Origin of the sequence: Kocuria sp. CPCC 205260 (genome assembly GCF_040981045.1) — a bacterium.
GTDB lineage: Bacteria > Actinomycetota > Actinomycetes > Actinomycetales > Micrococcaceae > Kocuria > Kocuria palustris.
In genome coordinates, this window is record NZ_JAVKPT010000001.1 from 351,849 (window position 1) to 375,950 (window position 24,102).

23 protein-coding genes are annotated in these 24,102 nt (G+C 65.5%); 3 read left to right on the forward strand and 20 right to left on the reverse strand.

Going from position 1 to position 24,102, the window contains the following annotated elements; genetic code table 11:
* Nucleotides 1-139: 139 nt before the first annotated feature.
* From RF645_RS01485 to RF645_RS01520, 8 genes are all read right to left on the reverse strand, one after another.
* Entirely contained in the window at nucleotides 140-520 is a 381-nt protein-coding gene (locus tag RF645_RS01485; protein ID WP_368818459.1) for an HNH endonuclease, read from the reverse strand.
* Between the two features lies 1 nt (nucleotide 521).
* Complete coding sequence (locus RF645_RS01490; protein WP_368818460.1) at nucleotides 522-1,109, reverse strand: hypothetical protein; 588 nt, start codon at nucleotides 1,107-1,109, stop codon at nucleotides 522-524.
* Nucleotides 1,110-1,246: 137 nt separating this feature from the next.
* Entirely contained in the window at nucleotides 1,247-4,288 is a 3,042-nt protein-coding gene (locus RF645_RS01495; protein WP_368818461.1) for a UvrD-helicase domain-containing protein, read from the reverse strand.
* A gap of 304 nt (nucleotides 4,289-4,592) precedes the next feature.
* Nucleotides 4,593-6,575, reverse strand: coding sequence for an AAA family ATPase (locus RF645_RS01500; protein WP_368818462.1), 1,983 nt, complete (start codon nucleotides 6,573-6,575; stop codon nucleotides 4,593-4,595).
* Nucleotides 6,576-6,703: 128 nt separating this feature from the next.
* Nucleotides 6,704-8,383 (reverse strand): hypothetical protein, encoded by a 1,680-nt coding sequence (locus RF645_RS01505; protein ID WP_368818463.1) that lies wholly within the window; start codon nucleotides 8,381-8,383, stop codon nucleotides 6,704-6,706.
* 119 nt (nucleotides 8,384-8,502) lie between these two features.
* Nucleotides 8,503-9,780 carry an AAA family ATPase gene (locus RF645_RS01510; RefSeq protein WP_368818464.1) on the reverse strand — a complete coding sequence of 426 codons (1,278 nt, stop codon included), beginning with the start codon at nucleotides 9,778-9,780 and terminating at the stop codon, nucleotides 8,503-8,505.
* Between the two features lie 203 nt (nucleotides 9,781-9,983).
* Nucleotides 9,984-11,069 (reverse strand): hypothetical protein, encoded by a 1,086-nt coding sequence (locus RF645_RS01515; RefSeq protein ID WP_368818465.1) that lies wholly within the window; start codon nucleotides 11,067-11,069, stop codon nucleotides 9,984-9,986.
* A 141-nt stretch (nucleotides 11,070-11,210) separates the two neighbouring features.
* On the reverse strand, nucleotides 11,211-12,173 hold the full coding sequence (locus RF645_RS01520; RefSeq protein ID WP_368818466.1) for a hypothetical protein: 963 nt from the start codon (nucleotides 12,171-12,173) through the stop codon (nucleotides 11,211-11,213).
* A 228-nt stretch (nucleotides 12,174-12,401) separates the two neighbouring features.
* Here RF645_RS01520 and RF645_RS01525 point away from each other — a divergent pair, with 228 nt between their 5' ends.
* The gene (locus RF645_RS01525; RefSeq protein WP_368818467.1) at nucleotides 12,402-13,094 is read left to right on the forward strand and encodes a LysM peptidoglycan-binding domain-containing protein; all 693 of its coding nucleotides are present in this window, start codon (nucleotides 12,402-12,404) and stop codon (nucleotides 13,092-13,094) included.
* A 138-nt stretch (nucleotides 13,095-13,232) separates the two neighbouring features.
* Here the strand turns inward: RF645_RS01525 and RF645_RS01530 are convergent, their stop codons facing one another.
* The gene (locus tag RF645_RS01530) at nucleotides 13,233-13,736 is read right to left on the reverse strand and encodes a hypothetical protein (protein ID WP_368818468.1); all 504 of its coding nucleotides are present in this window, start codon (nucleotides 13,734-13,736) and stop codon (nucleotides 13,233-13,235) included.
* A 631-nt stretch (nucleotides 13,737-14,367) separates the two neighbouring features.
* On the opposite strand from RF645_RS01530, the gene RF645_RS01535 reads away from it, so the two are divergent.
* Complete coding sequence (locus tag RF645_RS01535) at nucleotides 14,368-15,501, forward strand: hypothetical protein (protein ID WP_058871082.1); 1,134 nt, start codon at nucleotides 14,368-14,370, stop codon at nucleotides 15,499-15,501.
* On the opposite strand, the gene RF645_RS01540 is transcribed toward RF645_RS01535, so the two are convergent.
* From RF645_RS01540 to RF645_RS01555, 4 genes are all read right to left on the reverse strand, one after another.
* Nucleotides 15,462-15,830, reverse strand: coding sequence for a helix-turn-helix transcriptional regulator (locus tag RF645_RS01540; RefSeq protein WP_153005649.1), 369 nt, complete (start codon nucleotides 15,828-15,830; stop codon nucleotides 15,462-15,464). The two genes, RF645_RS01535 and RF645_RS01540, sit on opposite strands and share 40 nt — an antisense overlap.
* Nucleotides 15,831-15,925: 95 nt before the next feature.
* On the reverse strand, nucleotides 15,926-16,735 hold the full coding sequence (locus RF645_RS01545) for a class I SAM-dependent methyltransferase (RefSeq protein ID WP_368818469.1): 810 nt from the start codon (nucleotides 16,733-16,735) through the stop codon (nucleotides 15,926-15,928).
* Between the two features lie 48 nt (nucleotides 16,736-16,783).
* Nucleotides 16,784-17,125 (reverse strand): hypothetical protein, encoded by a 342-nt coding sequence (locus RF645_RS01550; protein WP_058871085.1) that lies wholly within the window; start codon nucleotides 17,123-17,125, stop codon nucleotides 16,784-16,786.
* 45 nt (nucleotides 17,126-17,170) lie between these two features.
* Nucleotides 17,171-17,536 carry a hypothetical protein gene (locus RF645_RS01555; RefSeq protein ID WP_368818470.1) on the reverse strand — a complete coding sequence of 122 codons (366 nt, stop codon included), beginning with the start codon at nucleotides 17,534-17,536 and terminating at the stop codon, nucleotides 17,171-17,173.
* A 164-nt stretch (nucleotides 17,537-17,700) separates the two neighbouring features.
* Here RF645_RS01555 and RF645_RS01560 point away from each other — a divergent pair, with 164 nt between their 5' ends.
* Nucleotides 17,701-18,009, forward strand: coding sequence for a hypothetical protein (locus RF645_RS01560; protein ID WP_350871166.1), 309 nt, complete (start codon nucleotides 17,701-17,703; stop codon nucleotides 18,007-18,009).
* A 157-nt stretch (nucleotides 18,010-18,166) separates the two neighbouring features.
* Here RF645_RS01560 and RF645_RS01565 read toward each other — a convergent pair whose 3' ends face one another.
* The 7 genes from RF645_RS01565 to RF645_RS01595 form a co-directional block, all read right to left on the reverse strand.
* A complete protein-coding gene (locus RF645_RS01565; protein ID WP_368818471.1) occupies nucleotides 18,167-19,471 on the reverse strand; it encodes a replication-associated recombination protein A in 1,305 nt (434 codons plus the stop codon).
* Nucleotides 19,472-19,487: 16 nt separating this feature from the next.
* Nucleotides 19,488-19,829 carry a hypothetical protein gene (locus RF645_RS01570; RefSeq protein WP_368818472.1) on the reverse strand — a complete coding sequence of 114 codons (342 nt, stop codon included), beginning with the start codon at nucleotides 19,827-19,829 and terminating at the stop codon, nucleotides 19,488-19,490.
* A gap of 13 nt (nucleotides 19,830-19,842) precedes the next feature.
* The gene (locus tag RF645_RS01575; RefSeq protein WP_082676890.1) at nucleotides 19,843-20,220 is read right to left on the reverse strand and encodes a hypothetical protein; all 378 of its coding nucleotides are present in this window, start codon (nucleotides 20,218-20,220) and stop codon (nucleotides 19,843-19,845) included.
* Nucleotides 20,221-20,272: 52 nt separating this feature from the next.
* Complete coding sequence (locus RF645_RS01580; protein ID WP_350871173.1) at nucleotides 20,273-20,740, reverse strand: hypothetical protein; 468 nt, start codon at nucleotides 20,738-20,740, stop codon at nucleotides 20,273-20,275.
* Between the two features lie 351 nt (nucleotides 20,741-21,091).
* Nucleotides 21,092-21,496 (reverse strand): hypothetical protein, encoded by a 405-nt coding sequence (locus RF645_RS01585; protein WP_058871093.1) that lies wholly within the window; start codon nucleotides 21,494-21,496, stop codon nucleotides 21,092-21,094.
* Nucleotides 21,497-21,519: 23 nt separating this feature from the next.
* Nucleotides 21,520-21,762, reverse strand: a complete 243-nt coding sequence (locus RF645_RS01590) for a hypothetical protein (protein ID WP_368818473.1) — start codon at nucleotides 21,760-21,762, stop codon at nucleotides 21,520-21,522.
* A gap of 278 nt (nucleotides 21,763-22,040) precedes the next feature.
* The gene (locus RF645_RS01595; RefSeq protein WP_350871179.1) at nucleotides 22,041-23,993 is read right to left on the reverse strand and encodes a DEAD/DEAH box helicase; all 1,953 of its coding nucleotides are present in this window, start codon (nucleotides 23,991-23,993) and stop codon (nucleotides 22,041-22,043) included.
* Between the last annotated feature and the right edge of the window lie 109 nt (nucleotides 23,994-24,102).

Genomic DNA, 24,102 nt, shown 5'->3' on the forward strand with positions numbered 1-24,102 from the left:
GTGAGAGCACCGATGATCACCGCGGCGGCTCCTGAGCCGAGACAGACCGCCAAGAAGGCGACATACAGCCAGTGGGTGATGGAGTCCCTTCGGGGAAGTGACGGACAGGACGGGGCAAGGCGGGAGCGGGCGCGCTTCTTCAGTACCGACGCCGGCGGCGAATGAGTCGCCAGCGGTAGAAGCGCGAGGGCATCAGGTTCGACTTGGCGAGGTTGTGCCGCTGGCACAGCAGCTGGCCGTTCCACAGCTGGGTCGGCCCGCCCTTGGACCACGGCACGACGTGATCAGCCTGTGTGCCGCGCATCCGGCAGCGGGGCCCGATCAGCGGCTTGTGCTCGCAGCGGCCCAGCGCCTGAGCACGCAGCGCGCGCTTCTGGTCGAAGCTGAACAGCCGCTGCGGATCCCGACGGGACCGATCGTGCAGATGCAGCACGTAGAGCAGACCGAGCCCGAGCAGACCGATGCCGGTCCACTCCAGCGCCGGGCGCTCGAGGAGCCACAGCCACGCCTCGGCGAACATCTCAGCTGCGCTCGTAGGCGTTGTGCTGGGCCAGGGCGACGTCGAGCGCGTCCCGGAGGCTGGCAACGGGAACGTGATCGCACCAGGGCTGATCGGCCTCCTGCTCGATGGCCACCAGCTCAAGGGGCATCTCGTCGAAGTGGTTGCCGCGCACGGCGTGATCGATGACCAGCGTGTCGTCGTGCCAGTGCCCGAACAGGGTCCAGCCGGGATCGACCAGCTGCGGCTGCGAGGCGATCAGCTGGATGCCCCAGTTGCCGCACAGCTTGGAGAGTCGGTGGAACATCAGATCCGGGTCGGTCTTGATGCGCGGATCAATCGGCAGGCACAGGTCCTGGATGGCCACCCAGCGCCAGATGTCGGGCCCATCCAACTCGGGGAGTTCCCCGGTGGTGCTGGAGTTCATCTTCAGCAGCCGCGGATGCTTGTTCAGCTCGGCCAGGGCGATGCGCAGCCGGTGCTCGGGGCTGTTGCAGCGGAAGTGCGCCACGATGCGGGACTCGCGCAGGATGATCAGATCCGCGCGCGTGGCGGCAGCCTCCTGGGGGTGCGGGTCAGCGAAGTCGGGCTCAGAAGACGTCGGGTGCATCGTCAGGGGTCCTTTGCGATTGGTTGTGAGCGGGGTCCGGGCTGCTCAGTCAGCTCGAGCTCGTGGGAGGGGAAAGAAGGGGGGCGCTGTGCGCGGCTGAGCATGCTCAGCCGCGCACAGCGCGATCGACCCGAAGGTCAGACAGCGGCCGTCTGGGCGGCCTCGACGGGGACATCGCCGGCGGGATCCGCCGAGTGGTTGTCGCCATCGCTGTCGGCGTCCTCGACCTGATCGAGGGCTGCCGAGGAGACGCAGCCGCCGTCGTCGTCGAAGACCGCAGCGCTGACGTCGGCCGCCGGCACAGAGCCGTCCAGCGGCCCGGTGACGGTGATGACCTGATCAGCATCCGGATCAGCGTCCGGATCGGTCCCCGCGACAGGGGCCCCGGCTGCAGGCGCAGCAGCTGCCGCCAGGGCAGCATCTGCAGCAGCCTGAGCGACTGCCGCATCGCGGTCGGCCAGCGCCTTGACGACCTGCTCGTACTGGTTCTCGATGACCGAGTTCGGCTTGGTGCCGTAAGCCAGCACGTAGGTCGAGCGCATGGCCCGGGTGAACGCGACGTAGTACATCCGTCGCGCCTCCTCGGACATGGGTGACTCGTCCTTGTAGAGCACGACCGTGTGATCGAACTCGAGACCCTTCACGCCGTGAATCGTCGAAACCAGCAGCTTCGCATCAGACGTCATGTTCTGCTGCTTGCGGTTCTGATTCCGGTGCTTGACGACGTTCAGCTTCTCCTGGTTCTTCTGGATCTCGAAGTCGAGCATGTTGTCGCGCAGCCCGTCGAAGAAATCGTTCATCGACATCGAACCGCCCTGCACACGCGCGACCATCGAATTGATGACGGCCGCGTTGGTGACCCACCACTGGGAGACGGTCCCCATGATGGCCTTCTCGACAGCCGGCTTTCCGGCATTGCGAGTCAGCTTCGGCAGGTTGTTCTGGATGCCCTGAGTCACCGTGTACGCAGCATTGTGCGGCGGGGACTGCAGAACGTCGTTCCAGTACAGGCGGATGTACTTCGAGAAGATGTCCGTGGAGTTCATCCGATCGCTGATCAGCGACGCCACGTTCTCGTTCGGGAAGGCGGCCATGAGCGCCTTGCGCATGGTCTCGACCTCACGACGCGAGTAGGCCAGGAAGCACACCCGCTCGCCGTTGGCGATGCGAGAGGCGACCCAGTTCTTCGCGATCGTGTTGCGCACGATCAGCCCCAGCTCGTTGGCCACGAACTCCGTGAGCTTGGGTGCGAGCCGTCGATCCAGCGTGACGGCATCGGTGAAGGACTTCTCGGTCGAAGCCGTCAGCGAGTTGGCCTGGAGCCGGATGTTGGCATTCCGGTTGGTCGCCAGGTTCTGCAGCGTCAGGTTCGCGAAGTCCAGGATCTCCTGGCCCGAGCGGTAGTTCGTCGACAGCTGGTGGGTAGTGAACACGCCCGAGGACTCCAGGGTGTTCAGCGCCCGCGGGTTCGCCGAGCGGAACTCGTAGAGAGTCTGCGAGGCGTCACCGACGATGAACAGGGACTCCAGGTGCTTGGCCACGTAGCGCAGGACGTAGATGAACTCGAAGATCGAGTTGTCCTGCACCTCGTCGATGATCAGGTGGCGCGAGGCCACGCTGGCGGGCTCGATCATCGAATCGATGCGCTGGTAGCACACGATGATCTGCAGCTCGAGCGTGGTCTGCCGGATCCGATCCAGCCGGGTCATGATCGCGTCGAAGTTGTACTCGACGAAAGTGTTCAGCGCGGTCATCGCACCGACCGAGTTCCGATCGACGTTCACCAGGTGCTGGCGCAGCATCTCGGAGATGCCGTCGTTCGGGTAGAAGATCTCGAGCGCGTTGATGACCGTATCGGCCGAGGACGTCTTGTGCGTCGGGTGGTTGGCACCGTAGATGTCGATGATCATCTTCGCGATGGTCATCGAGCCGATCGCCGGGTTCTTCTCCTTGATGTTGTCGGCGGCGGCATTGGTGAAGGACAGCACGGTGATGTCATCGGCCGGCACACCGCAGGCCTCGAGGTACTTGATGCGCTCGAGGATCACGGTCGACTTGCCCGTTCCGGCTCCGGCCTGGGTCATCACCAGCGGCTCGTGTGTGGTGATCGCCGCGCGCTGCTGGGTCGAGTAGTGCGTCGGCAGGGTCACCGGAGCGGCCGGGGCCATCGGCACGGACAGCTGCGACTTGACGGCCGCCAGCTGGTTCAGCGTGTCGGACATCAGCAGGTTGAGGTTCTGCTTCGACAGCTTCGAGACCGAATCCGGGTCCAGCACGGCCGTCATGTGCGCATGGATCTCCTTGTAGGCCTCCAGCGTCACCGGGTAGTTCTCCAGGTAGCGCAGCTGCATCGCCAGCGTGTTCATCGGTGCGACGTTGCCGGCGGCGAAGGCCGTCTTCGCGAAGTCGACGACCACGTTGACGTGCTCGGCGATCTCGTCCGAGGACCAGATCTCGGCCAGGGCCTGGATGTGCTCGTAGACCGAGTAGTCCTGCAGCCAGGTGTCCAGGTCGTCGAGGTTGTTGGCGCTGAAGCGGTTGAGGCGCAGGGTGTTCTCCACGAACTCGCGGGCCGTGTGCATCGGCGAGTCGGTGAACTCGAGGACCGCCAGCGGCTCGTTGTGCAGGTGACGCAGCGCGGTGTGACGCAGCGCGGCGCTGTTGATGTCCGTGATCTCGGCGTACTGCGAGGTTGTGACGTCATCGAAGATCGTCATCTGCATGCGGTAGTGCACGACGACATCGCGAGAGGTGTCGGCACCGGACTTGTCCTCGCGGATCATGACCGACTGCGGGTGGCAGGAGAACACCAGCTTCGTGGCGGTCACCGCGGGTCGACCGACGGGCTGGAAGCTGAGCTCGAAGCGCTGGCCGTCGTCCGGGATCCGGGTCAGCGCCGGGGTGCCGGTGAGCGTATCCGAGTGGTAGGTCGAGGACAGCCGGGTGTCCACGGGGATGCGCGAGACGGTGATGTCGCTCTGCGTGTCGCGGCGCTTGCGCGGCATGTCTTCAGCGGGATTGCCCATGTCGACCGAGGTGGCCTTGATGGGCAGCAGATCCTGGTTGAGCAGACCGGCCTTCTTGCCGGATCCGGTCAGCGCCGAGGAGAAGAACTTGGGGTTGGTCTTGTCCTGGGCCGCGAAGCTCGAGTTGTCGATGTCGTCGAGAAGGATGGGCATGATGAGTCCTCAAGAGGTCGTGGGAATGCCCGGCAGAAGACTGCGGGCCTGATGGATGCGAGGGACAGCACATGGGCGTGCCGCCGAGCGAGCAGATGCTCGTCTGGTACGTCAGGGGCTCTGGAAGATGACCCAGAAAGACTACTGCGAGTCGTGTCTTGAGTCATGACTCAAGACACGAGTGCGGCAGCCGATGGCTGGCCCGGCTACTGGGCCAGCCATCGGCTGCAGGCAAGGACTCCCCCGGCAGGGACCGTCAGGTCCCTGCACGATCCGTCAGCGGGACTGCATCGGGAAGATCAGCTCAGCCGCGGTGGCCGTTCTGATCGGGGTCATCGTTGGGCTGGACGGCCACCGCGATCTGTCCGGAGGAGCTGGCTGCGGCCGCCTGGGCCTGCAGCAGCCGATCCTCGATCCATCGCTGCACGGCGGCACGAGCCGGACGAGCACCGAGGGCTGCCACGAAGCTGGTCTGGGCCAGCTCATCGAGAGCAGCGTCATCGAGGGCGACCGGCAGCCCGGCCGCGGCACTGGGGTTGTGCTCGGCGATCTGAGCGCGCAGCCGCACGAAGTGAGCAGCGCAGATCTCGCGGAACAGGCCGCGATCGATCGACTCGAAGGCCATCCGCAGCTGGAACCGGCCCAGCAGCTCCTTGTCGAAGTGCTCGGCCAGCGCCTTGGTCAGCGACTCATCGGACAGCGCCGAGGGCGCACTGGGTGCGAAGCCGATCTGCGGACGATCTCCGCTGACCTCGCGCCCGGCGTTGGTCGTCGCCACGACGATCGCCTTCGAGAAGTCGATCACCGTGCCGGAGGCGTCCGTGAGGGTGCCCGTGTCGAGCACCGAGAGGAACAGCCGCTGGATGTCGCGATGGGCCTTCTCGAACTCGTCGAGCAGGATCACGCGGTGCGGATCCGACTCGAGCGTGTCGAAGGGCTTCTCGCGCTGGGAGTCCGAGCCGATGTAGCCGGGAGGGGATCCGAGGATCTTCGTCTCGGCCGAGGCGTGCGTGTACTCGGACATGTTCAGGATGATCGGCTCACGGCCGGTCATCTGCTCAGCGAGGATCCGCACGGTCTCCGTCTTGCCGGTGCCCGAGGACCCGGCGAACAGCCAGGAGGTCGGTCGCGGGTCCTTGAACAGCGACAGGGCCTTGCGGGACAGAGCGTCGGTGACCTGATCGATCACGGCGTCCTGCCCGACCAGGGCATCCTGCAGAGCCGTCTTCAGCTGCGTCACGTCGCTGCGATGAGCCGTGGCCGTGCCCCGGCGCATCTTCTCGGCGACCTCTCGGACCTGCTTGATCAGCAGCGGGTAGGTCGTCATCGAGGACAGCATGGAGGCCAGCGACTGATCTCCGATCGCCTGGGCGTCCTGGATCATCCGGTGCTGGCGCACGATCCGATCCGCCATCGACCGATCCAGCAGGGTGAGCTGGCGATCGGGACGGTGCATGTGCGCCGGCATGAGGTCCTCGGCCACGGTGAGCAGCTCATCGAGAACCGCGTCGCTGACGGAGACCTTGTGCCCGTAGTGCGTGCTCATGGAGGCCCGGGTGTCCTGCAGGACCTCCATGGTCTGCTCCACGCTCAGCTCATCGACGATCAGACGGGAGAACCGTCGGGCCATGGCCGGATCATCGTTGATGGTGCGCGCCTCATTGGCGGTCGTGGAGGCGATCATGCGGAAGTCGCCGCGGGCCATCGCCGGCTTGAAGGGCTGGGACAGCTTGGACGCGAACAGCTGATGCGCCTCGTCGAGAAACAGGATCGCCTTGTTGGCCGGGTCCTTGATGAAGTCGACGATCGCCTGGATCCGCTGCTCGACCTGACCGACGATGCCGGCACCGGCAGAGATCGAGGCGAACTCGAGCTCGTAGATGGTGAAGCCCTTCAGCGCACGCGGCACCGAGGGATCGTCATCAGCCAGGCGACGGGCGATGTCCTCGACGATGCGGGTCTTGCCCACACCGGCCGGGCCTACCAGCAGCGCGTTCGGCTTCGCGTAGGAGATCAGCACGGACATCGCCTGATCGATGAGCCCGTCGCGGAACTTCGCCGGCACGGACCCGGAGAACTTCTCGTTGTAGTTCACGAGCAGGTCCTCGAGATCCGGCGGTGCCATCAGGCTGGGCGCGGACGGGTTGTTCGGGATGCCCGGGCCACCGGGGCCGCCGGTGTGGATGCTGCCGTTGCCGGAGCCCGTGCCGCCGGTGCCGTTGTTGGAGCTGGTGTCATCGGAGCCGTTGGAGGCGTCCGAATCGCTGGTGAAGTCGGTGAGAGGCATGACTGAATCTCCTTCGTCAGGCGCTGATGGTGCGGGGATGGAAGATCGAGAAGGCGCGGCGGGTGCCCAGCGGCCCGCAGGGTGACTGCGTGTGTGCAGCTGCCCTGCCGGCCGCTGGGCTGGGTCTGTCAGACGTAGAGTCCGACGAGTCGTCGCGCGAGGTTGGGCTCGATGTGAGCCATGGAGTCCACGTAGTTCTTCGCGGCTCGAGTGATATACGTCCAGTCCGTGTTCGAGACCGGGGCGTAGTAGAGGTTCTTCGGATGACCCGCGAACGAGGAGTGGGGTCCCCACTCGAAGTCGGTGATCATCAACGAGAGCTCCTTCTTGCGCTTGGGCGAGGCCTCGATGTAGCGCCAGATCTGCTCGAAGTCCGTGCCGCCGGTAACCTTGGGCACCTTGGTGAACTCGCGGTAGATTGCGGCCACCGACTTGCCCTTGGTCTTCAGCAGCACCGGCTGGGAGAGGACGTGCGAGAACGAGTTGAAGTACAGGTTCACGTCCATCTTCTTGGCCAGCCGGATGAGCATCATGATCGCGTCCTGGTAGTTGATCTCCGAGATCGATCCGGAGGTGTCCAGGTAGACGTGCAGATCCGGCAGGTAGGCGATCCGCGTGGAGATGCCCGGGCTGTTCAGGCCCGAGGGATCACGCCGGGAGGCCCGGGCGAAGCTGCGCGTCTGGCGCTTGTAGATGTTCTGCGAAGCGCTCACGCGACCCATCCGGCGCAGGATCTTGGTCAGACCCTTGATCAGGTCGATGCTCGTGGGCGGCTTCTTGCGGAAGACGACTCGAGCCGATCGGGCCGCATGCGAGCCGCCATTACCGCCGCTGGCCTGAGCCTTCTGCAGCATGCGATGCACAGCGGTGAGCTTGGACAGCTTCTGGTTCGAGACCATCTTCACCGGCAGGGCCAGCGACTTGTTGATCTCGTCCCACACCTTGTGGACTCGAGCACTGGAGGCCCGGGCGTGCGCCTCGACGTTGACGAAGACGATGCTGCTGGGCACCACGAGCTCCAGCGTCGAGAACGGCATCAGCCCCGCGGGGCTGTTCGTCGAACCCGTGGCAGTAGCCGGCGGATTCTGGCAGTACCGCATCACCAGGTCGATCAGCAGTCGCGGGAAGGAGCCGGGCTGGAAGGCGTCTGTGCTGTTCTTGCGCAGACGAAGCGACTCGGTGAGGCCCTTCAGGTTCAGGCCACCGAACTGCTGCATCAGCTTCAGCACCGCTGGATCCAGCGGGGTCTGGGCGTTGATGGCCTGGACCTGAAGATCAGCCCAGGTCTGGAAGTCCTTGAAGCCATCGGCATCGGGGAACCAGACGCCCAGGGTCTGCGGGTGGTACGTGTAGGCGATCGAGGCGGTCAGCTGCTCGGCACCGCGCCCTGCCAGAGCCGTCTTGGCGGCCGGGATGATGTCGGTGCCGGCGGTGTAGCGCACGTTGGCAGCCGGAGCCGGCATCTTATGCGCCACGGCGATCTGGGAGACGAAGACCTCGTGGATCGGGATCGTGGGAGCCGGATCGTAGTGCACGAGGCTCTGGCGCAGCAGACTGCGCAGGCGCTGGTAGTCGCTCGTGGTGCTCTTGATCTGCAGCAGGATGCCGACCAGCTCATCGAGCTCGTCATCGGTCATGGCCTGGTTGTTCTCCGTGATGGAGACCGGCACGTTCGCACGCAGCGGCTGCGTGATCTGGTCGGTGACCATGGTCTTGAGCACGGCCTCGGGATCGTAGTCCTTGGTGAGGTCGTCGGTGTAGTGCGGGTCCAGTACGGCCGGCTTCTGAGCCGAGACATGGATGGTCATGATCGTCCTCCTGGACGCGAGCGAGACGGATGGTGGTCGAAGCGAGAGGACGAGCAGCCCTCCTGTGCTGGCTCAGGAACAGAACCAGCACAGGAGGGCGACTCGAAGGGGACCAGGGCTCACACGAAGTTGGCGATCATGCCCTGGTAGTTCTGCGCCATCGTGGTCGACAGCGCCATGAAGGCCTCGATGTTCTGCTTGTGGGCCTTGTCCTGGCTGAGCATCTCGAACAGCAGGCGGTTGCCGTCCTTGTCGAGACCGCTCATCTGCTCTGTGAGCTTCTCGAGAAGGCGGGAGTTGTCCGCCGACTCGTAGAGCGCGTAGAGCAGCGCGCCGGACTTGTCGGCATCGCTGAGGGTCGAGACGACCTGCTCGAGGTCGGTGACCGTGCTCGCCTGCTTGAGGAAGGCGTAGCTGGACGGCTTCGGCACGGTCAGCGTGGAGGCCTGGGTGCCGACGTTGCCGGCGGTCAGGTCCCGGGTCATCACCGACAGCAGCGCGGAGGTGAAGCCGGTGGGTCCGGTGAAGCACTCGAGGGTCTGCTGCAGCTGCGAGATCTCCGCGTCGTTGGAGCCCGGGCGCATCGAGGAGGTGTCGGTGACCAGGGTGGTCAGCATCTCCAGCAGCGGGCTGGCATCGGCGTGGAAGACGTTGAGCCACTTCGAGACGGCCTCGATGGTTCGAGGCGTCGCGAACTGAACCATGGCCTCGTCGGCCTCGTAGAGATCGCCGATCTGCATGGTCTGGGCATCGTCGTCATCATCGTCGTTGGAACCGTCGACCAGCGTGCCGGTCGGCTCGGCCTTGGAGAAGACCAGGTTCGGCTGGGCGGTGAGGATCTGCTTGACCCAGGGGTTCATCGACCCGGAGGCCTCGAGGATCTGGATCAGCGTGGCCGCATCGGGCTCGACGGGCAGCAGGACGAAGCGCGAGACGGAGGCATCATCCATCGAGGTGATGTTGCCCTTGTCGTTGCCGGCCACGACGAGTCGCAGGTTGTGCGGCAGCTTCTTGCGTCCGATCTTGCGCGCGGTGACCAGGGTCAGCACGGCCGAGGTCAGGTCGGAGGCCGCACGGTTGATCTCGTCCAGGAACAGGATCGGGGTCTTCTGTGGGTGAGCCTCGGCGTAGTCGATCGCCGCGGTGATCTCCTCGTGCGGGAAGAAGGCCTGGGCGAAGTCCTTGCCGTCGGGGGTGGGCACGAGACGACCGCCGGTCAGGTCGGCCTTCTCGGCCAGCTGGTTCACGGCGATGGTGAAGCAGGTGGTGCTGTTCTTCTCGGCCAGGGCCTCCACGAAGGAGGACTTGCCGATGCCGGGCTCGCCCATCAGTGCCGGGACGGAACCGGTGGCCAGGAGCTGATCGACCAGGGTGTTGAGAGTGGCGTCGAACTTCATGATGGTGTGTCCTCACTAGCTGGTGCTGTTGTCGGAATGCACGAAGGCGTTGGAATGGAAATCAGGTCAGGGGACGGTGACGCGGATCTGCTCCGCAGAGCCGATCCGGCAGGGCGCGGGCAGCCCACCCAAGGGCTGTCCGCTGTCGCATCACCACCCGATCGCGCTGCGCGCGATCACCCCGGACGCCGGTCCGGGGTGAATCAGGCAGACTGCCGAGCTCGCTCGGCCTTCTCCTGGGCGCGTCGATCGGCGACGATGGTCGCGGCACGATCCAGCAGGTAGGGCCTGCCATGACGTGTCTCGGTGTGCTTGTCGCGAGCCGGGAGAATGCGAGTGGCCGCTTCGCAGAGCAGCCAGGTGCGATCGATGTCGCTGTAACCGCCGGAGCCGATGCCCTCGGCCTTGGCCAGCTCCGAGCGCATGGCCGTGTAGAGCTTGCCCAGGACCGAGAACTCCCAGCGCGAGAGGTCGTGATGGAAGTCGCTGGGCTCGCGCATCCGGTCATGAGCGGTGACGATCATCCCGGTGACGATCTGCTCGGACAGCGGGATCTCGGGCATCTGCTCACCGGTCTGCAGCGCCGTCGGGTCGGCAGCACTGGTGGCTGCGGCCTTGGCAGCCAGATCAGCGAAGACGTCCTCGATGCGAGAGGGGTCCGCATCGCGCTGCGGCTGAGCATGAGCACTGAGCAGCCGCTGGGTCGGGATGGGCCGGCGGGTGAAGGTCACCCAGTGCTCCATGAGCAGCTCGTACCAGCCGTGCTCCTCGCGCAGCACGGTCTTGCGCGCAGCCGTCGGGGCCGTGTGCAGGTTGGTGGGCGCGTGCATGAGCAGGTGGTAGCCGCGTCCGGACATCGAGGTCTCGGCGTAGAGGACCCGCGGCAGACGCAGCAGAGCCGAGGCGATGTCCTCAGGACAATCCGGCTCGATGTCGACCATGATCAGGCCGTCGACTTGCATGCGCAGGTAGTAGGCCGCGTTGGCTGCCTGCGGCAGCCCTGTGGTCAGTTCGTCCAGATCGACGAGGCATTGCTGGTCGCGCGCCCAGGCTCCGCGCACGCGACCGGTCTCGAGCAGGTGGCGCATGTCGATGGGGGCCTTGCGGGCCTTGGCGAAGCGCTCGGAGTCCACGGACTCCTCGAGGTCGCCGATCATCCCGGAGACGGTCCAGCGTCGAGCGTCGGCCAGGACCTTGATGCCGCGGTTGGCGTAGAAGCCGGGGAATCGAGCGCGGGCCTCCTGGGCTGTCGTGGGAATCGCGTCATGTGGGACTGACGGGGAAGGCATCGCGTCACGGTCTTTCGTCGGAGGGATCGGAAGCAGAAGGCCCCGACTCGTCGCTGATCGATGACCAGCTCGGAGTCGGGGCCTTCATCACCGGGGGCGGATGAGCCGAGCACAGCGTCAGACGCTGTGCTCGGCTCGGGCTCAGCCCTGGGTGGGCACCGAGATGCCCGGGGCGGCAGGACGCTGGCTGTTGGGCCAGGGGTTGGCGGTGATCGCCGAGTCCGGGTTGCCCGCCGGGGCCTGCGCCTGGCCGGCCTGCTGGGCCTCCAGCGCCTTCAGCTGCTCCTCGAGCTGCTCACGGGTCATCTGCGCCGGAGCGGCCGGGGCAGCCTGCGGCTGGGCCGGAGCCTGCGCCTGGGGCGCGTAGCCCACGGCGGTGTTCGGCGCTGCCGCGGGGGCCTGCTGCGCCGGAGCCTGCTGAGCCTGGTTCGGGTAGCCGGCCGCCGGGGCCGCCTGCGGCTGGGGCAGGTCGTAGCCCTGGTCATCGCTGTCGATCTCAGGCACGTCGCCGGAGGGGTTGGCCTCCGAGGCGGAGATCTTCCGCGGCTGGGTCGAGAAGGTGATCCCGCGCGCGGCCAGCGAGGACAGGTCCGGGCCGCCGGCGGAGTAGTACCGCACGGGCTCGTTGACGATGACCATCTCCAGGGCCAGGCCGCACTTGGGATGCGACTTCGGCTTGTAGACGCGCAGCAGGATGGTCACATCCAGGCCCTGGGCGAGCTCGCGCCCGGAGGTGTCCTGGGTGTAGCCGCCGTTGTCGTCGCTGATCGCAATGATCGGCAGATCGGTGCCCTTGGGGTCGATCGAATACTGCGAGCCCAGCTCGGGGTTCTTCTTGGAGGTGAAGAACCGCTCGTTGACGAAGTTGTCCTCGTAGGTGGGCTGGTTCGGATCCTCGTACTGCACGGCCGGCTCGGTGAGCGAGATGGACAGGTGCGGCTTGCCGACGGCGCTCATGCCGTTCTGGACGCGGCGGGCGTCGGAGCGCGTGAGCTCCTCGCCCTGGATCAGACGGGTGATGCGCGAGTAGCGGATCTTGCCGCGGATGTAGATCTGGCGGCCCGGGGTGAGGTTCTCGGGGATGAACTGGTAGGCGGTGGCCATGGTGGCTGACTCCCTTGTGGGTGGTTTTCGGATGGACGACGATCCAGGACGCGATGCGAGGCACCGGCGTCTTGCGGATCTGGAGCAGTCAGGTCTTCTGACTGGTCTTTCGAGCAGTGCTCTCAGTCTACCAAGTCGACTCGGTTATGAGTAGAATACGAGCACTACTCGAGTGGTTTCCTGACAAGCCGCTCACGGATTTCACCCGCGACGACGAAGGACGAGCAGATGAGCGAGCAGGACCGGAACCGCACTGCGGTGAGCTACGGACGAGGGCCGCTGCTGGCTCTGGGCGTCATGGCTGGGGCCGTGGCCGTGGCAGGAGGCGTCGGCGCTGTGGCGATGACCCTCGACGAAGAGCCGAGCGCAGTCAGTGATCAGTCGACGATCGACTCGAGTGATGAGTCGAGCAGCGATGCTTCGAGCACGGGTGCCCAGGACGGGACCTCCGCGGAGGATCCCAGCGGCACCGACTCCACCCCCGCGTCCGATCCCTCGGACGGGGCCGGACAGGCCAAGCCCAGCCAGGGCTCTGCGGCGCAGAGCCCTGACGAGGCCGGTTCGAGCGCGTCTGCCGGGACCGGTGCCGGATCTGCAGCCTCCGGGACTGCCGCCGAGGCAGCGCCTGGGGCCTCCCAGCAGGCCGGTTCCTCCTCGTCGGCGGCCGGCAGCGGTCGTCATGTGAGCGAGGCTCCCGTGGACGCTGTGCCGCCGACGGCCGGCAGCGCGAACTCCGGTCCTCGTCATGCGATGCCGGTGGACGGCTCCTACGGAGTGGCCTACGAGATCCGCTGGGGCGACACGCTCTCCGAGATCGCGATGGACGAGGGCGTGAGCACGCAGTACCTGGCGGATCTGAACGCGATCAAGGATCCGGACGTGATCTACGCCGGGGATCCGCTGATCCTGCCGGTGGACTGAGGTCGAGTTGGGGTTCGAGCCCGAGCACCCACCACCACTCCCCCGGGACCGGCTGAGCCGGTCCAGCTCGCAGAACAGGCCCCGACCCAGCGCTGCTGGGTCGGGGCCTGTGTCGTGAAGAGCTGCAGTGGCTGCCGCTCAGTCCTCGATGGGGTGCTCGAGGTCTCGCAGATCGATCTTCTGAGCGGCGAACTCGGCGAGCTGGTGCAGCACCATCTGGCGCTGGGTGGTCTGCACGTCCTCCTCGAGGTCGTAGTCGCGTACATGGGCCATGTCGACGATCCAGCCGTGGTCTTCGGCGATCGCAGCAGCCAGGTCCGAGTCGCGCAGGATGAGCATCCCGGTGATGTCGTGATCGAACTCGTCGGCCACGTGCATCTTCTGCTGGGGCTCGTCGAGGAAGAGGGTCAGTGTGTCGAGCAGCTTCCCGCGGAAGTCGTAGGCGTGCAGGATGTCGCGGTCTGCCCGGCTGAGGTGATCGACGTGCACGGCTGCCACGTTCATGTCCTTGTAGAGATGCGTGGCCTGCAGGCGCTGATAGACGGTCGAGCGCCGGCGCAGTGCCAGCAGAGCGCGCTCGGCATCATGGAAGCCCGGGAAGTGGGCGCGGGACTGCTCGTCGCTGGTCATATCGGATGTCATGAGGTGCTCCTTCATCGAGGGAGGCCAAGTGCGGGGGGAGGTCGTGCGAGGTAGTTCTTGCTCAGCCGGACTTACTAAAGCAGATTGAACAAGTGCTTGTGAAGATGTCCTGAGAGATCAGGGAGAACTTCTTGCAGCGGGGGCTGGTGCTTGGGCTGTCGGAGCGGCCCGCCAGACTCAGCTGACCATGCAGTGGTCGCTGGTCTGCGACTCGAGAACACCAGGCAGCCAGGCCTGCAGGCGCGAGCCGAGACGGGCCTGGAAGCCATCAGCGATGAGGAGGCAGCTGTGCTCTACGATGGCCAGCTCGGCATCGAGAAGTGTCTGGGCCGCTCGGCGTGTGGCCGGGTCGAGCTCACAGAGAGGGAAGCAGCGGCCCCGGGCGAGATCATGCAGAAGCCGGGACGTGTGCGGAGCGACGAGATCAGAGAAGAGAGTCAAGGCAGGCATCAGCGATCCTCATGTGGATGAAGGTTCAGCGGACACCGCCTGACGTTTGCCAACGCAGGGGTACAAGTCCCAGTACATTCGAGCTTCTACAGAGGATAGACGAAGATCCGGGATCATGCCGCATGGTTGGATACACCCGTGTCGCGAGATGCGTCACGCAACACCGAAAACAGGAGACTCGATGACGACCGTTTCAGGACAGCTCGATGTCGGAGCCTGGGGACTGCTCTGCGGTGTGGACGGCCGGCAGATCGTGATGATCGACGACACGCCGTGCGGACCGATCTCGGCTCGGAAGGCGACCAAGCGCGTGCCTCGGGAGCTGCTGCTGGACGACAACCGCGTGGCCGCGGTCTACGACAACGGCCGGAACGTCGATGAGATCGTCGAGCGCGAGGACGGCTCTTGGCGGGTGAAGCTGGTGCCGCTGTGCTCTCCGTACTCGCGCACGGTGCTGGGCGTGCAGGCGATCGTGACTCGCAGCGAGGACGACCTGCCGGCGATGCCGCTGGTGGGCATCTGGGAGTGGGTGATCGACCGCAAGGACGACGGTCAGCCCGGGGCCAGGCGCTACACGTACTGGGACGAGAACCTCTTCGCGCTCTACGACATGGACCCGTCGATCGCCCAGTACCACCAGGGCTACTGGGAGGCCGGCGAGTGGGCGAACCAGCTCATCGAGCCGACGGACCAGATGCGGGTGGGGGTCTCGATCCGCGATGGTGTCCAGGACGGTCTCAACGGCGTGGTCGAGAAGGTCCGGTGTCTGACCTACCACGTGGTCACCGGCTACGGGCAGCCCGGCTCCGAGCGCGGCCGGCGGCACCTGCGGCTGGTGGGTGTGATCCCTCGGATCCAGCCGCAGGACGAGTACATCCTGCTGCAGGGCTTCAGCTACGAGGTCTCGGAGGACTTCCACGACATCGCCTTCGAGCAGGACGCCAACGCCGCGCGTGTCGATGACGTGCTGCGCGGGGTGATGGAGCTGGCTCGAGATCCGATGGTCGTCGTGGACCCGCAGACGCTGAATGTGCTGATGACCTCGGCGGCTTGGCGCAAGCAGAGCTTCGGGTCCGTGGACTCACTGCAGCAGCTGGATCTGCTGAATATCGATGAGGTCGCCGAGGTCGTGCGCCAAGCGGCGGCCAAGACGAGCATGCCCCGGGAGATGGTGGCTCAGTGCTATGACGAGCGCGGCGAGCTGGTCACCAGCCGGATCACGGTGCTGGGCGTGCAGTCGGGTCTGCGCTCCGACAACGCCGTGATCCGACTGGACTACGACCCCTCGGGTGCTTCGGACTGCCCTGGGATCTGACCCTGCACGAAGTCGAACCACAGCTGGACCAGGCCGCGGATCTTGGTCTGGTCCAGCGAGTAGGTCACAGCCCGGCCGTGACGCTGATGGCTGGGGATCGATCCGGAGGTGATCTGCCACTTCTCCAGCTGTTGCATCGCCAGGGAGAAGGTCGGCCCGGAGATGCCGGTCTCTGCGCAAATGCTGGAGCCGGTCGAGTCGCCGTGAGTCCACAGGTGGCGCACGATCATCGACTTGGTGCGATTGCCCATGACGGCTTGGGCGATCTGCAGTGCTTGTTGAGGATCTTCATGCACTGCAGAGGCGGAGGGGTGGTTCATCGATGCCATGACCTCTGATTTCGATGGCAGTCCAGCGGGGGCAGAGCCGCTGGGACCGGTTTCCTCGCAGTCTAGTTCCACGGCTGGCGTTATGGCGGGAGGCGTCATCGTCTGGGAGACGAGACAGAAAAGGTGACGACGGTCCCCTCGACATCGAACCGGTCGATGTGATCGAAGAGGCTGTCGAGGATCTCGTGCAGCACGGCCGGATCATCATCGCGGTTGTCGAAGATGTTCAGCCGGTTGTACAGCGTCATCAGCCCGCGGCCGGCGAGATTGTGCGCTGCGTCATCGCCGAGGATGGTGGATCCGAAGAGCACGCCGTCGTCGGTGAGCATCGAGGCCATGTTCGACAGTGCCTCGAATCGCTGTCCGGGATCGCCCGGCAAGCAGTGCAGCAGGTAGTTGGCCGCGATGGAGGAGAACTGCCGATCCGGCAGCGTGGACTTCTCGAGGATGTTGCCGACCGAGGTCGTGATCTGATTCGCGCGCAGATGACGCGACCGACGCACGCGCCGCTTCGTGAGCTGCAGTGCGTTCGGATTCAGGTCCAGCAGGCTGAGCTGGATGCCCTCGGGCAGACGGGCATTGGCGAGATGCCAGCCGGTGCCGGTGCCGATCTCGAGGTGGTTCTTGCTGAGCTGGTCGTTGTAGAGCTCGAGCGTCTTGGCAGAGGGGGATCTCCAGATCCAGGAGTTGGACACACGCACGACGAGCGTGTCGTAGATCCCCAGCACGGTGTTGGAGTAGATGGCCGCGCCGCGTTCGTGCACGGGCGCGATCTGAGAGGCGAACATGCCAGGGCCTTTCACGTAAGAGCTGGTGCTGATACAGGGCTGATGCCCGCATTCATCAGGGGGCAGCCCGAGTGCGGGCATCAGCGTCGAACAGGCTTCTTCAACTGAGATCAGCAAGTCTGCGAGTTCGACCGTACTGCACGCGCGGCCGCACAGCGCATCAGATCAGGCCAGGATGACCTCGACGTTGGCCAGATCACAGGGATTGAGCTTCTCCGGGATGTAGCACTCGAGGCAGTCCTCCTGGCAGAGATCCTCGATCAGCGGGTGGTTGTTCAGGGCGGCAGCTGCAGCCTCCGGGGAATCGAAGGCGACGATCGCGTTGGGGTGGTTCTCGCGTTCGATGCACACGAAACCCATCTCGGGAGTCTCTCCGGCATGGATGCGCGCGAGGTCTCTGCGCAGGCGCAGCTGGTCGGTGAAGCTGTCGACGTCGATGCCCAGATCGGCCGAGAGCTTGTCGTAGGGCGTGGGCTCGGACTGGTCGTCGTGGCTCTGCTCGGACATGGCAGCAGGACTCCTCTCTGGTGGTGCTGGTGATGGAAGTGGTGCTCAGGCGAAGATGATGCGGCCGTAGCAGGCGTGCTGCAGCACGGCGTCGACATCATCGAGGCAGCCGTAGCCGAGCCCGCCGTCGATGATCTCGGCCGCGCAGCACAGCTTGACGCGAGAATCCTCGGTCAGGGCCGTGAACGAGGCGCGGATCTTATCCGCGGAGATGCGGTAGTCGCAGGCGCTGTCCTCGCCGTCATCCATGAGGTCCTCGGCGCTCAGGTGCAGCATCGGGGCCTGGGGATCCAGGTGCAGCTCGTGCAGCCATCCCAGCGAGTCCGCGGCATCGTAGTCAGCGATGTCCTGCAGCAGCTGGCGGTCGGGTACGTTCGGGTCGATCTCGGCGGTTTCGGTCATGGCGATCATGGAGTGCTCCTTCTGGGGCAAGTCGTTCGGGATGGATCAGGACAGAGAAGATGGCTCAGCCCCGGTGGCCTCGAGATGGATCGAGGCAGGAATCGGCCTCCTGGGTGAGCTGCCGGATGGTCTGCATCGAGGCACTGATGGTGGCCTCGTGATACGTTGTGACAATGGACACACCATTCGGAGAAGCAATCGAAACGTATGCATCGATCGATGATTTCTATGCGAAGTATCCGAAGCTGGCGGAGGGGTGGACCATCGACAAGAACATGGATGTCGGCCCTAAGGGCTGGGATCTCGTCCTCGGTCTCCACTCGGACTGGCTCGTGGTGTTCTGCGCACCGGATCGGCAGCTCCGAGGATTGACTCCGGTGGGAGACGGCACCGTTGTGGCTTTCAAGCGCCCGACGGGCGAGTACTTCGTCCTTGCCAAGGACATGTCGTTCGAGGAAGCAGATCGGAAGTACACGGAGTGATCTGCTGATCGCTGCACTGCCGGGCCCTGGGTCGTGATTCGACCCGGGGCCGATTTCAGGATGTCCTGATCGTTCTGCTGGTCGTAGACAGGGTGTTCCGGTTGTTCGGTCATGGAGATGTTCCTCGTCGGTCAGTGAATGGGACCGCAGGGACTGCTCACGAGGACGATCGGGAGGCCTCGGCCAGTGCTCGACGCAGACGCAGGATCTCGGCGATGTCGGCTTCGCGTCCGTTGGCGCTGGGGCTGTAGAAGCGTCCGGCCACCGAGCCGTCGAGATCATCGGGCAGATACTGCTGAGCGACCACGGCCCGCGGGTAGTCGTGCGGGTAGAGGTAGCCGGCACCGTGGCCTAGAGCGGCGGCACCGGGATAGTGCGCATCGCGCAGATGCACAGGCACAGTTCCGGTCGCACCGCCGGCCACGGCCTGCTGGGCCGCGTTGATGCCGGCGATCACCGCAGGGCTCTTGGGGGCCAGCGCAACGGCCAGCGCTGCATGGGCGAGGTTGATCCTGGCCTCGGGTAGTCCGATCAGCTGCACGGCCTGGGCGGCAGCCACGCACAGCGGCAGCACGGTCGGATCTGCCATGCCGACGTCCTCGGAAGCGTGGACGATCAGCCGGCGGGCGATGAAGCGCGGGTCCTCCCCCGCTTCGATCATCCGGGCCAGCCAGTAGAGCGTGGCATCGGGATCGGACCCGCGCATCGACTTGATGAACGCGGAGATGATGTCGTAGTGCTGATCGCCGTCACGGTCGTAACGCTGGGTCGCAGCGCCGGTGACCATATCCACGATCTCGACGGTGATCGCCGTGCCGGCCGCCTGGGCAGCCATTGCAGCAGTCTCCAGGCGGTTCAGCGCCTGGCGCGTGTCACCGCTGGCCAGGGTCGCGATCTTCTCCAGAGCTGGCTCCTCGATGCTGAGCTGGTCGTCCAGACCGCGCGGGTCCCGAAGCGCTGCGCGTAGCAGCTGGCGGATCGAGTGCTCATCCAGTGCCTTGAGCACCAGCAGGATGGAGCGGGAGACCAGCGCGGAGTTGACTGAGAAGCTGGGGTTCTCCGTGGTGGCTCCGATCAGCGAGATCGTGCCGGCCTCGACCGCCGGCAGCAGGATGTCCTGCTGGGCCTTCGTGAACCGGTGGATCTCGTCGAGGAAGACGAGCGTGTGCAGGTCGCGGTCGTACATGGCGTCCGAGGCCTCGGCGAGCACCCGGCGCACGTCCTTGACGGTGGCCGAGGTCGCCGAGAGCTCCACGAAGCGCGAGGAGGTCGTCGCAGCGATGACCGAGGCGATCGTGGTCTTGCCGGTGCCCGGCGGGCCGTAGAGCAGCACCGAGGTCGACAGCTTGCCGGCCACGAGTTGATGCAGCAGGGAGCCGTCGAAGGTCAGGTGGTCCTGTCCGACGATCTCGTCGAGACTTCGGGGCCGCATGCGAGCAGCCAGCGGCTGATGATCAGACATGGCGGGGTGGCTCCTTTCACAGGTGCGCGTTGCGCTGGATGTCGGCCAGCGTGTGATTCGGCAGCGCGATGATGTTGTAGGCCTTCGTGAAGGTCGTCTGCCGAGAACGTCGCCTCGAGTCATCCAAGGGATGCGTGGATCGAGCCGGCGTGCCCTTCACATGGAAGGTGGGCGTGCCGCCGACAAGCTGTCCGGTCTTGTGGTCGTAGATCTGCTCCTCGAGCAGCTGATTGCCGTCCTTGTCGTGGGTGACGATCTCGTCGACCTCCATGAAGACCATCTGCGCATAGCGGTCGCTGATGGCCACGAGCACGAGATCTCCGACGTCATAACGCTGGCCGAGCTTGTCGACGGGCATGGTGGAGTTCCTCTCAGGCTCGGACGCGGGTGCTGGGCTCGGCGGTCATGATTTGCGCGCCGGCGCTGGTGGCCGCGTTCTCGAGCTGGTCCAGCAGCGGGCCCACGAACCGGTCATAGATCCGCTGGTCGGTCTCGGCGAGCCGGATCAGAGCGGCCGCGACGGGTCGATCACGGTCCTCGAGCGCCTGGGCCAGGGCCGCGGGCAGCGACGGTGCCGCTGCGATCATGTGTCCGTACCAGCCGGCGGCCAGACGGTGCTCCATGAGGCGGTGCTCCGGGTCAGCGTCCTGGACATGGACGATGCGCGAGGTGGAAGCGAAGTCCTCCCGGCGGGTGACGAGGACGCGGTTGCGGTCCTGCGGGTGCACGCGGATCGTGTAACTGGTCATGATGACGAGCCTTTCTCTGTGAAGTTATGAAGCAGTGCTGAATGGGTGCTGCTCAGCCGAAGATCGGCAGCTTGGGCTGATCGAGCTCGGGCAGATCGTGCTGCTCGCGCCACATCCGACGGAACTCGAGCTTGCGCTCCAGGGCTGCGTCGACCTCCTCGACCGTGGCGTGGTCGTGGTTGACCATGTCGTCGAGATCGCACAGACCGCCTTGGATGATGTGGTCTTTGAGCTCGAAGCTGCCGATCTCCAGGTCGAGGTCATCGGGCCCCAGCTCCTGGAAGACGGCGTCCTGCAAGATCTGCTCGACGGCTCGAGCGATGCGCTGAGGCCGAGTCGGGTTCAGAGTGCGCACCGAGTGGCTCTGGGCTCGCAGTGCCGAGCCGGCATCCGTCCTGGCGGCCATGGTCTCGGCCATGTGCGTGCGAACTGCCTCGGGATCTGCCAGCACGACGCTGCAGTCCTCGCAGCGGGCGTAGCTCTCGCCGGGACGGGGGTCGTAGAGATCAGTGGTGGCCATGGGGATCCTCCAGAGGTGGGTGATGGGCCTGCGTCGAGACGCAGGCAGCCAGCCGGAATCGGGCTGACCTGCGTCCACTCCCCCGCGGCGGCTGCGCCGCCGGGGTCGGACCAGCATCGAGACGAGAAGTGTCGCTGCTTGATTCGTCTGGTTTCTGACGAAAAGCATGTATCTGGCTTCTCAGAGAGTCTTGCGTCGTATTTCGGTCGAGTCATTTCATGAAGGAGTTGACGCAGATCAGCCCGAACCCTTGCTGAGGATTCGGGCTGATCTGTATTGCTGCATGTTTGACGCAGAGCGTGACGGCAGGCTCTTCTGGCCTGTGCGATGAGCCGCCTCAGCAGGTCTGGCTCACAGGTCGGCACAGAGCCGCGTGAGCCGGCGCAGCAGATCCGGGCGGTGCTTGGACCAGTAGCTGACGATCGCGGTGGGATCCTCCGGCTCGGAGTGCAGCATCACGATCGGGGCTTCGCGCAGGTTCAGCTGCTGCGTGATGATCTCGTACTCGTCGGTCTCGGGCTCGAGGTCGACCTTCTGCGCGGCGATGTCCTTGGCGGCGAGCTGGTTCATCGTGCGCACGCAGTTCGGGCAGCTCGGCGGTCCGAAGACGGTGATCTGCGGGACAGCCTCGAACTTCGGCAGCTGATCGGCCATCTCGACGAGGTGGTAGCGGGTCGGGTCCTTCGACAGCCGGCACACGGACAGGTCGTCCTCGGGGTGAGCCGTCTGGGTGTCGATGCGGTGGTCGATGGTCATGGAATCGTTCCTCTCTGGGTGCTTCAGCGGGCGTCGCTGAAGTCGGTGATCGGTTCTGTCGATTGAGGTGCTGTATCGGCGCTGATGAGGCTCTGCTGCTCGCGGATGTGCTCAGCACAGGCGGTTGCGATGCGGCGCAGACGGACATCGGCCCTCTCGCGCGGGCCCAGGGCCTGCTGGGCCGTGCTGATCTGTGCATCCAGCTGCTGGGCGTGAAGGGGCAGCCGCTGGTGCAGCATCACGGCGATCGTGGCGTCGAAGGCCACACGGCGCTCCTGAGCGGCCCGACGGGACTGCTTGGCAGACAGGGCACTTCGAGACGACTGCGCCTTCACCAGCGCGCGTGCGTAGTCGAAGACCAGCGCTTGGTGGATCTTGTCGAAGGGCTTGTCGGTGTACAGCGGAATCTCGTCTTCTCGATGGTGCGGCGATCGGTGGTCAGGTCGGTGAGGATCTAGCAGCTCGGGCTGCTGCTGGATCCTGTTCTCGATGCTACGGCCTGAGGCCTCTGGCAGAGACCTTTCGAGAAGCACACCTGGTGACCTCAGTCCTGGCGAGAGCGCAGTTCGCTCAGCGCCTGACCGATCGCATCGCCGATCTGTTCCTGCAGCGCGGCATCGTCGATCTGCGTCTCATCCACGCCCGGAGCAGCTGCGCTGATCGGCCCGCCGGCGGCCTGAGCCTGGACCTGGGCCGGGCCCTGCGTGGAGACCGCGGCCAGCAGATCGTCCTGGGTCGCCGCCTTGCCGGTGAGCACGCCGGGCATCTTCGTGTCGATCGTGCCGACGGTGAGCAGACGCAGGATGTTCACCGGCAGCTTCTGGCCCGTGCGGTAGAGCCGACCGTTGGTCTGCTGGTAGTGGGCCAGCGAGTGGCTGAGCGTGTACCAGATCAGCGTCGCTCCCCCGTCCTGGAAGTTCAGGCCGTGGCCGGCCGAGGCAGGGTGCAGCAGTAGTGCCGGGATCCGACCGGCGTTCCAGTCGGCGAGCATCTTCCGGGATCCGTCGAAGGTGGTGACCCCCTTGATGCCGGTCGCGCGCAGATGCTTGACGATCCGATCGCGATCGGGCCGGAAGTAGTAGGCGATCAGCACCGGTCCGGACGTGTTCTTCACGATGTGCTCGAGCATGTGCAGCTTCTCGTTGTGGATGATCTCCACGGCCCCGGCGGTGCTGGGATCATCTGGATCCGAGGCGTGCAGCGCACCGGAGGCGAACTGCAGCAGCTTCGAGTTCAGGATGGCCCGGTTGTCGGCGATGATCGTGGCCACGACGGTTTCGAGGGTGCCCTTGGCGTCCACGTAGTCCTTGGCGATGTCGAGCACCAGCTCCTTCTCGAAGGTCTTGTACGCAGTCATCAGCTCCTCGGGCAGCACGACCGGGACGTCCTGGACGTTCAGCGGCGGCAGCTGCAGCTTCGTGGTGAACGCCGAGATGACCAGGTGCGAGATAGCGGCGTAGATCTCCTTCTCGGCTCCCGGACGCAGGATGTACTTCTTGGCCCCGGAGGCCTCGCCGACGGACTTCTCCTCGAAGTAGCGCCGGCGGTACTCGGTGATGTTGTGCCCCAGCGCTGCGCCCTGGTCCAGCAGGTAGATCTGCGACCAGAGGTCATGCAGTCCATTGGGCGCAGGCGTGCCGGTCAGCTCGATCACCCGCTGGATGGCCGGACGGACCGCGGCCAGGGCCTTGAAGCGCGCCGAGGCATGCGAGGCGAATCCCTGGGACTCATCGATGATCAGCGTGGCAAAGGGCCACACGATCTGCGGGTGCTTCGCGGTGCCGACCCGCGGCATCTGGTCCACGAGCCCGTTGCAGCAATCGGGGCAGCCATCGCCGCCGCAGGTCCGGCACGGCAGCTGCACCGACTCGAGCTCGCCGGCGCTGATCATCGAACGGATCACTGCGTTGAGACGGGCTACGGCCGGCTTCTTGGCCTTCGGCTGCTGAGCCAGGTGCTGCTGGCGCGTGGCTTCGATCAGCTCAGCCCGGGTGCGCACGGTGGCCGCAGCCTGCTCGAGGACCAGGTGCTCCAGGTACGTGTGCGCAGTGCTGGTCGGGCGATCAACCCGCACCGGCAGCACGGCAGTGATCTTCTGCGGCGACTGGGTGAGCAGCTCCTGGTTGATGAAGTACATCGTGGGCGGGTCGTCGAAGACCGCCTTGAAGCCGGCCTTGCGCGCGGCCGGGGTCAGTTCACGATCGTGCTCGTCGGTGATCAGGGACTTCATTCGGATCGGCAGGCCCCACTTCTGGATCTCGTTGATCCAGGTCGAGCGCGCGATGTTCTTGGGCGCGACCACGAGGATGTGGCCGGAGGGCTGGTAGGTCATCAGTGCGGCGAGGCTTGTCAGCGTCTTGCCGTAGCCGATGCCCAGCCAGGCAGCCGCATACGGCCGGGCCAGAAAGTCCAGGACCTGCTGCTGGTAGGGCTTCAGCGTCGGTGCGGCCGCGACAGGCGCAGGCACTGGTGCCGGGGCGATGGTTGGAGTGGTCATGGCGGATCAGGGTCCTCTCGAACGAATGGGGGAAGCAGGCAGCGTGCAGCAGACGGGACCCGGGAGCCCGGGCCCAAGAGCAGTGATGCTCTCGAGCCCGGGTGCTGGC

What these genes read in the sequence shown, in the direction of transcription:
- RF645_RS01485 (WP_368818459.1), bottom strand. Translation starts at nt 520, where the DNA reads ATGTTCGCCGAGGCGTGGCTGTGGCTCCTCGAGCGCCCGGCGCTGGAG.
- RF645_RS01490 (WP_368818460.1), bottom strand. Translation starts at nt 1,109, where the DNA reads ATGCACCCGACGTCTTCTGAGCCCGACTTCGCTGACCCGCACCCCCAG.
- RF645_RS01495 (WP_368818461.1), bottom strand. Translation starts at nt 4,288, where the DNA reads ATGCCCATCCTTCTCGACGACATCGACAACTCGAGCTTCGCGGCCCAG.
- RF645_RS01500 (WP_368818462.1), bottom strand. Translation starts at nt 6,575, where the DNA reads ATGCCTCTCACCGACTTCACCAGCGATTCGGACGCCTCCAACGGCTCC.
- RF645_RS01505 (WP_368818463.1), bottom strand. Translation starts at nt 8,383, where the DNA reads ATGACCATCCATGTCTCGGCTCAGAAGCCGGCCGTACTGGACCCGCAC.
- RF645_RS01510 (WP_368818464.1), bottom strand. Translation starts at nt 9,780, where the DNA reads ATGAAGTTCGACGCCACTCTCAACACCCTGGTCGATCAGCTCCTGGCC.
- RF645_RS01515 (WP_368818465.1), bottom strand. Translation starts at nt 11,069, where the DNA reads ATGCCTTCCCCGTCAGTCCCACATGACGCGATTCCCACGACAGCCCAG.
- RF645_RS01520 (WP_368818466.1), bottom strand. Translation starts at nt 12,173, where the DNA reads ATGGCCACCGCCTACCAGTTCATCCCCGAGAACCTCACCCCGGGCCGC.
- RF645_RS01525 (WP_368818467.1), top strand. Translation starts at nt 12,402, where the DNA reads ATGAGCGAGCAGGACCGGAACCGCACTGCGGTGAGCTACGGACGAGGG.
- RF645_RS01530 (WP_368818468.1), bottom strand. Translation starts at nt 13,736, where the DNA reads ATGACATCCGATATGACCAGCGACGAGCAGTCCCGCGCCCACTTCCCG.
- RF645_RS01535 (WP_058871082.1), top strand. Translation starts at nt 14,368, where the DNA reads ATGACGACCGTTTCAGGACAGCTCGATGTCGGAGCCTGGGGACTGCTC.
- RF645_RS01540 (WP_153005649.1), bottom strand. Translation starts at nt 15,830, where the DNA reads ATGGCATCGATGAACCACCCCTCCGCCTCTGCAGTGCATGAAGATCCT.
- RF645_RS01550 (WP_058871085.1), bottom strand. Translation starts at nt 17,125, where the DNA reads ATGTCCGAGCAGAGCCACGACGACCAGTCCGAGCCCACGCCCTACGAC.
- RF645_RS01555 (WP_368818470.1), bottom strand. Translation starts at nt 17,536, where the DNA reads ATGATCGCCATGACCGAAACCGCCGAGATCGACCCGAACGTACCCGAC.
- RF645_RS01560 (WP_350871166.1), top strand. Translation starts at nt 17,701, where the DNA reads ATGGACACACCATTCGGAGAAGCAATCGAAACGTATGCATCGATCGAT.
- RF645_RS01565 (WP_368818471.1), bottom strand. Translation starts at nt 19,471, where the DNA reads ATGTCTGATCATCAGCCGCTGGCTGCTCGCATGCGGCCCCGAAGTCTC.
- RF645_RS01570 (WP_368818472.1), bottom strand. Translation starts at nt 19,829, where the DNA reads ATGCCCGTCGACAAGCTCGGCCAGCGTTATGACGTCGGAGATCTCGTG.
- RF645_RS01575 (WP_082676890.1), bottom strand. Translation starts at nt 20,220, where the DNA reads ATGACCAGTTACACGATCCGCGTGCACCCGCAGGACCGCAACCGCGTC.
- RF645_RS01580 (WP_350871173.1), bottom strand. Translation starts at nt 20,740, where the DNA reads ATGGCCACCACTGATCTCTACGACCCCCGTCCCGGCGAGAGCTACGCC.
- RF645_RS01585 (WP_058871093.1), bottom strand. Translation starts at nt 21,496, where the DNA reads ATGACCATCGACCACCGCATCGACACCCAGACGGCTCACCCCGAGGAC.
- RF645_RS01595 (WP_350871179.1), bottom strand. Translation starts at nt 23,993, where the DNA reads ATGACCACTCCAACCATCGCCCCGGCACCAGTGCCTGCGCCTGTCGCG.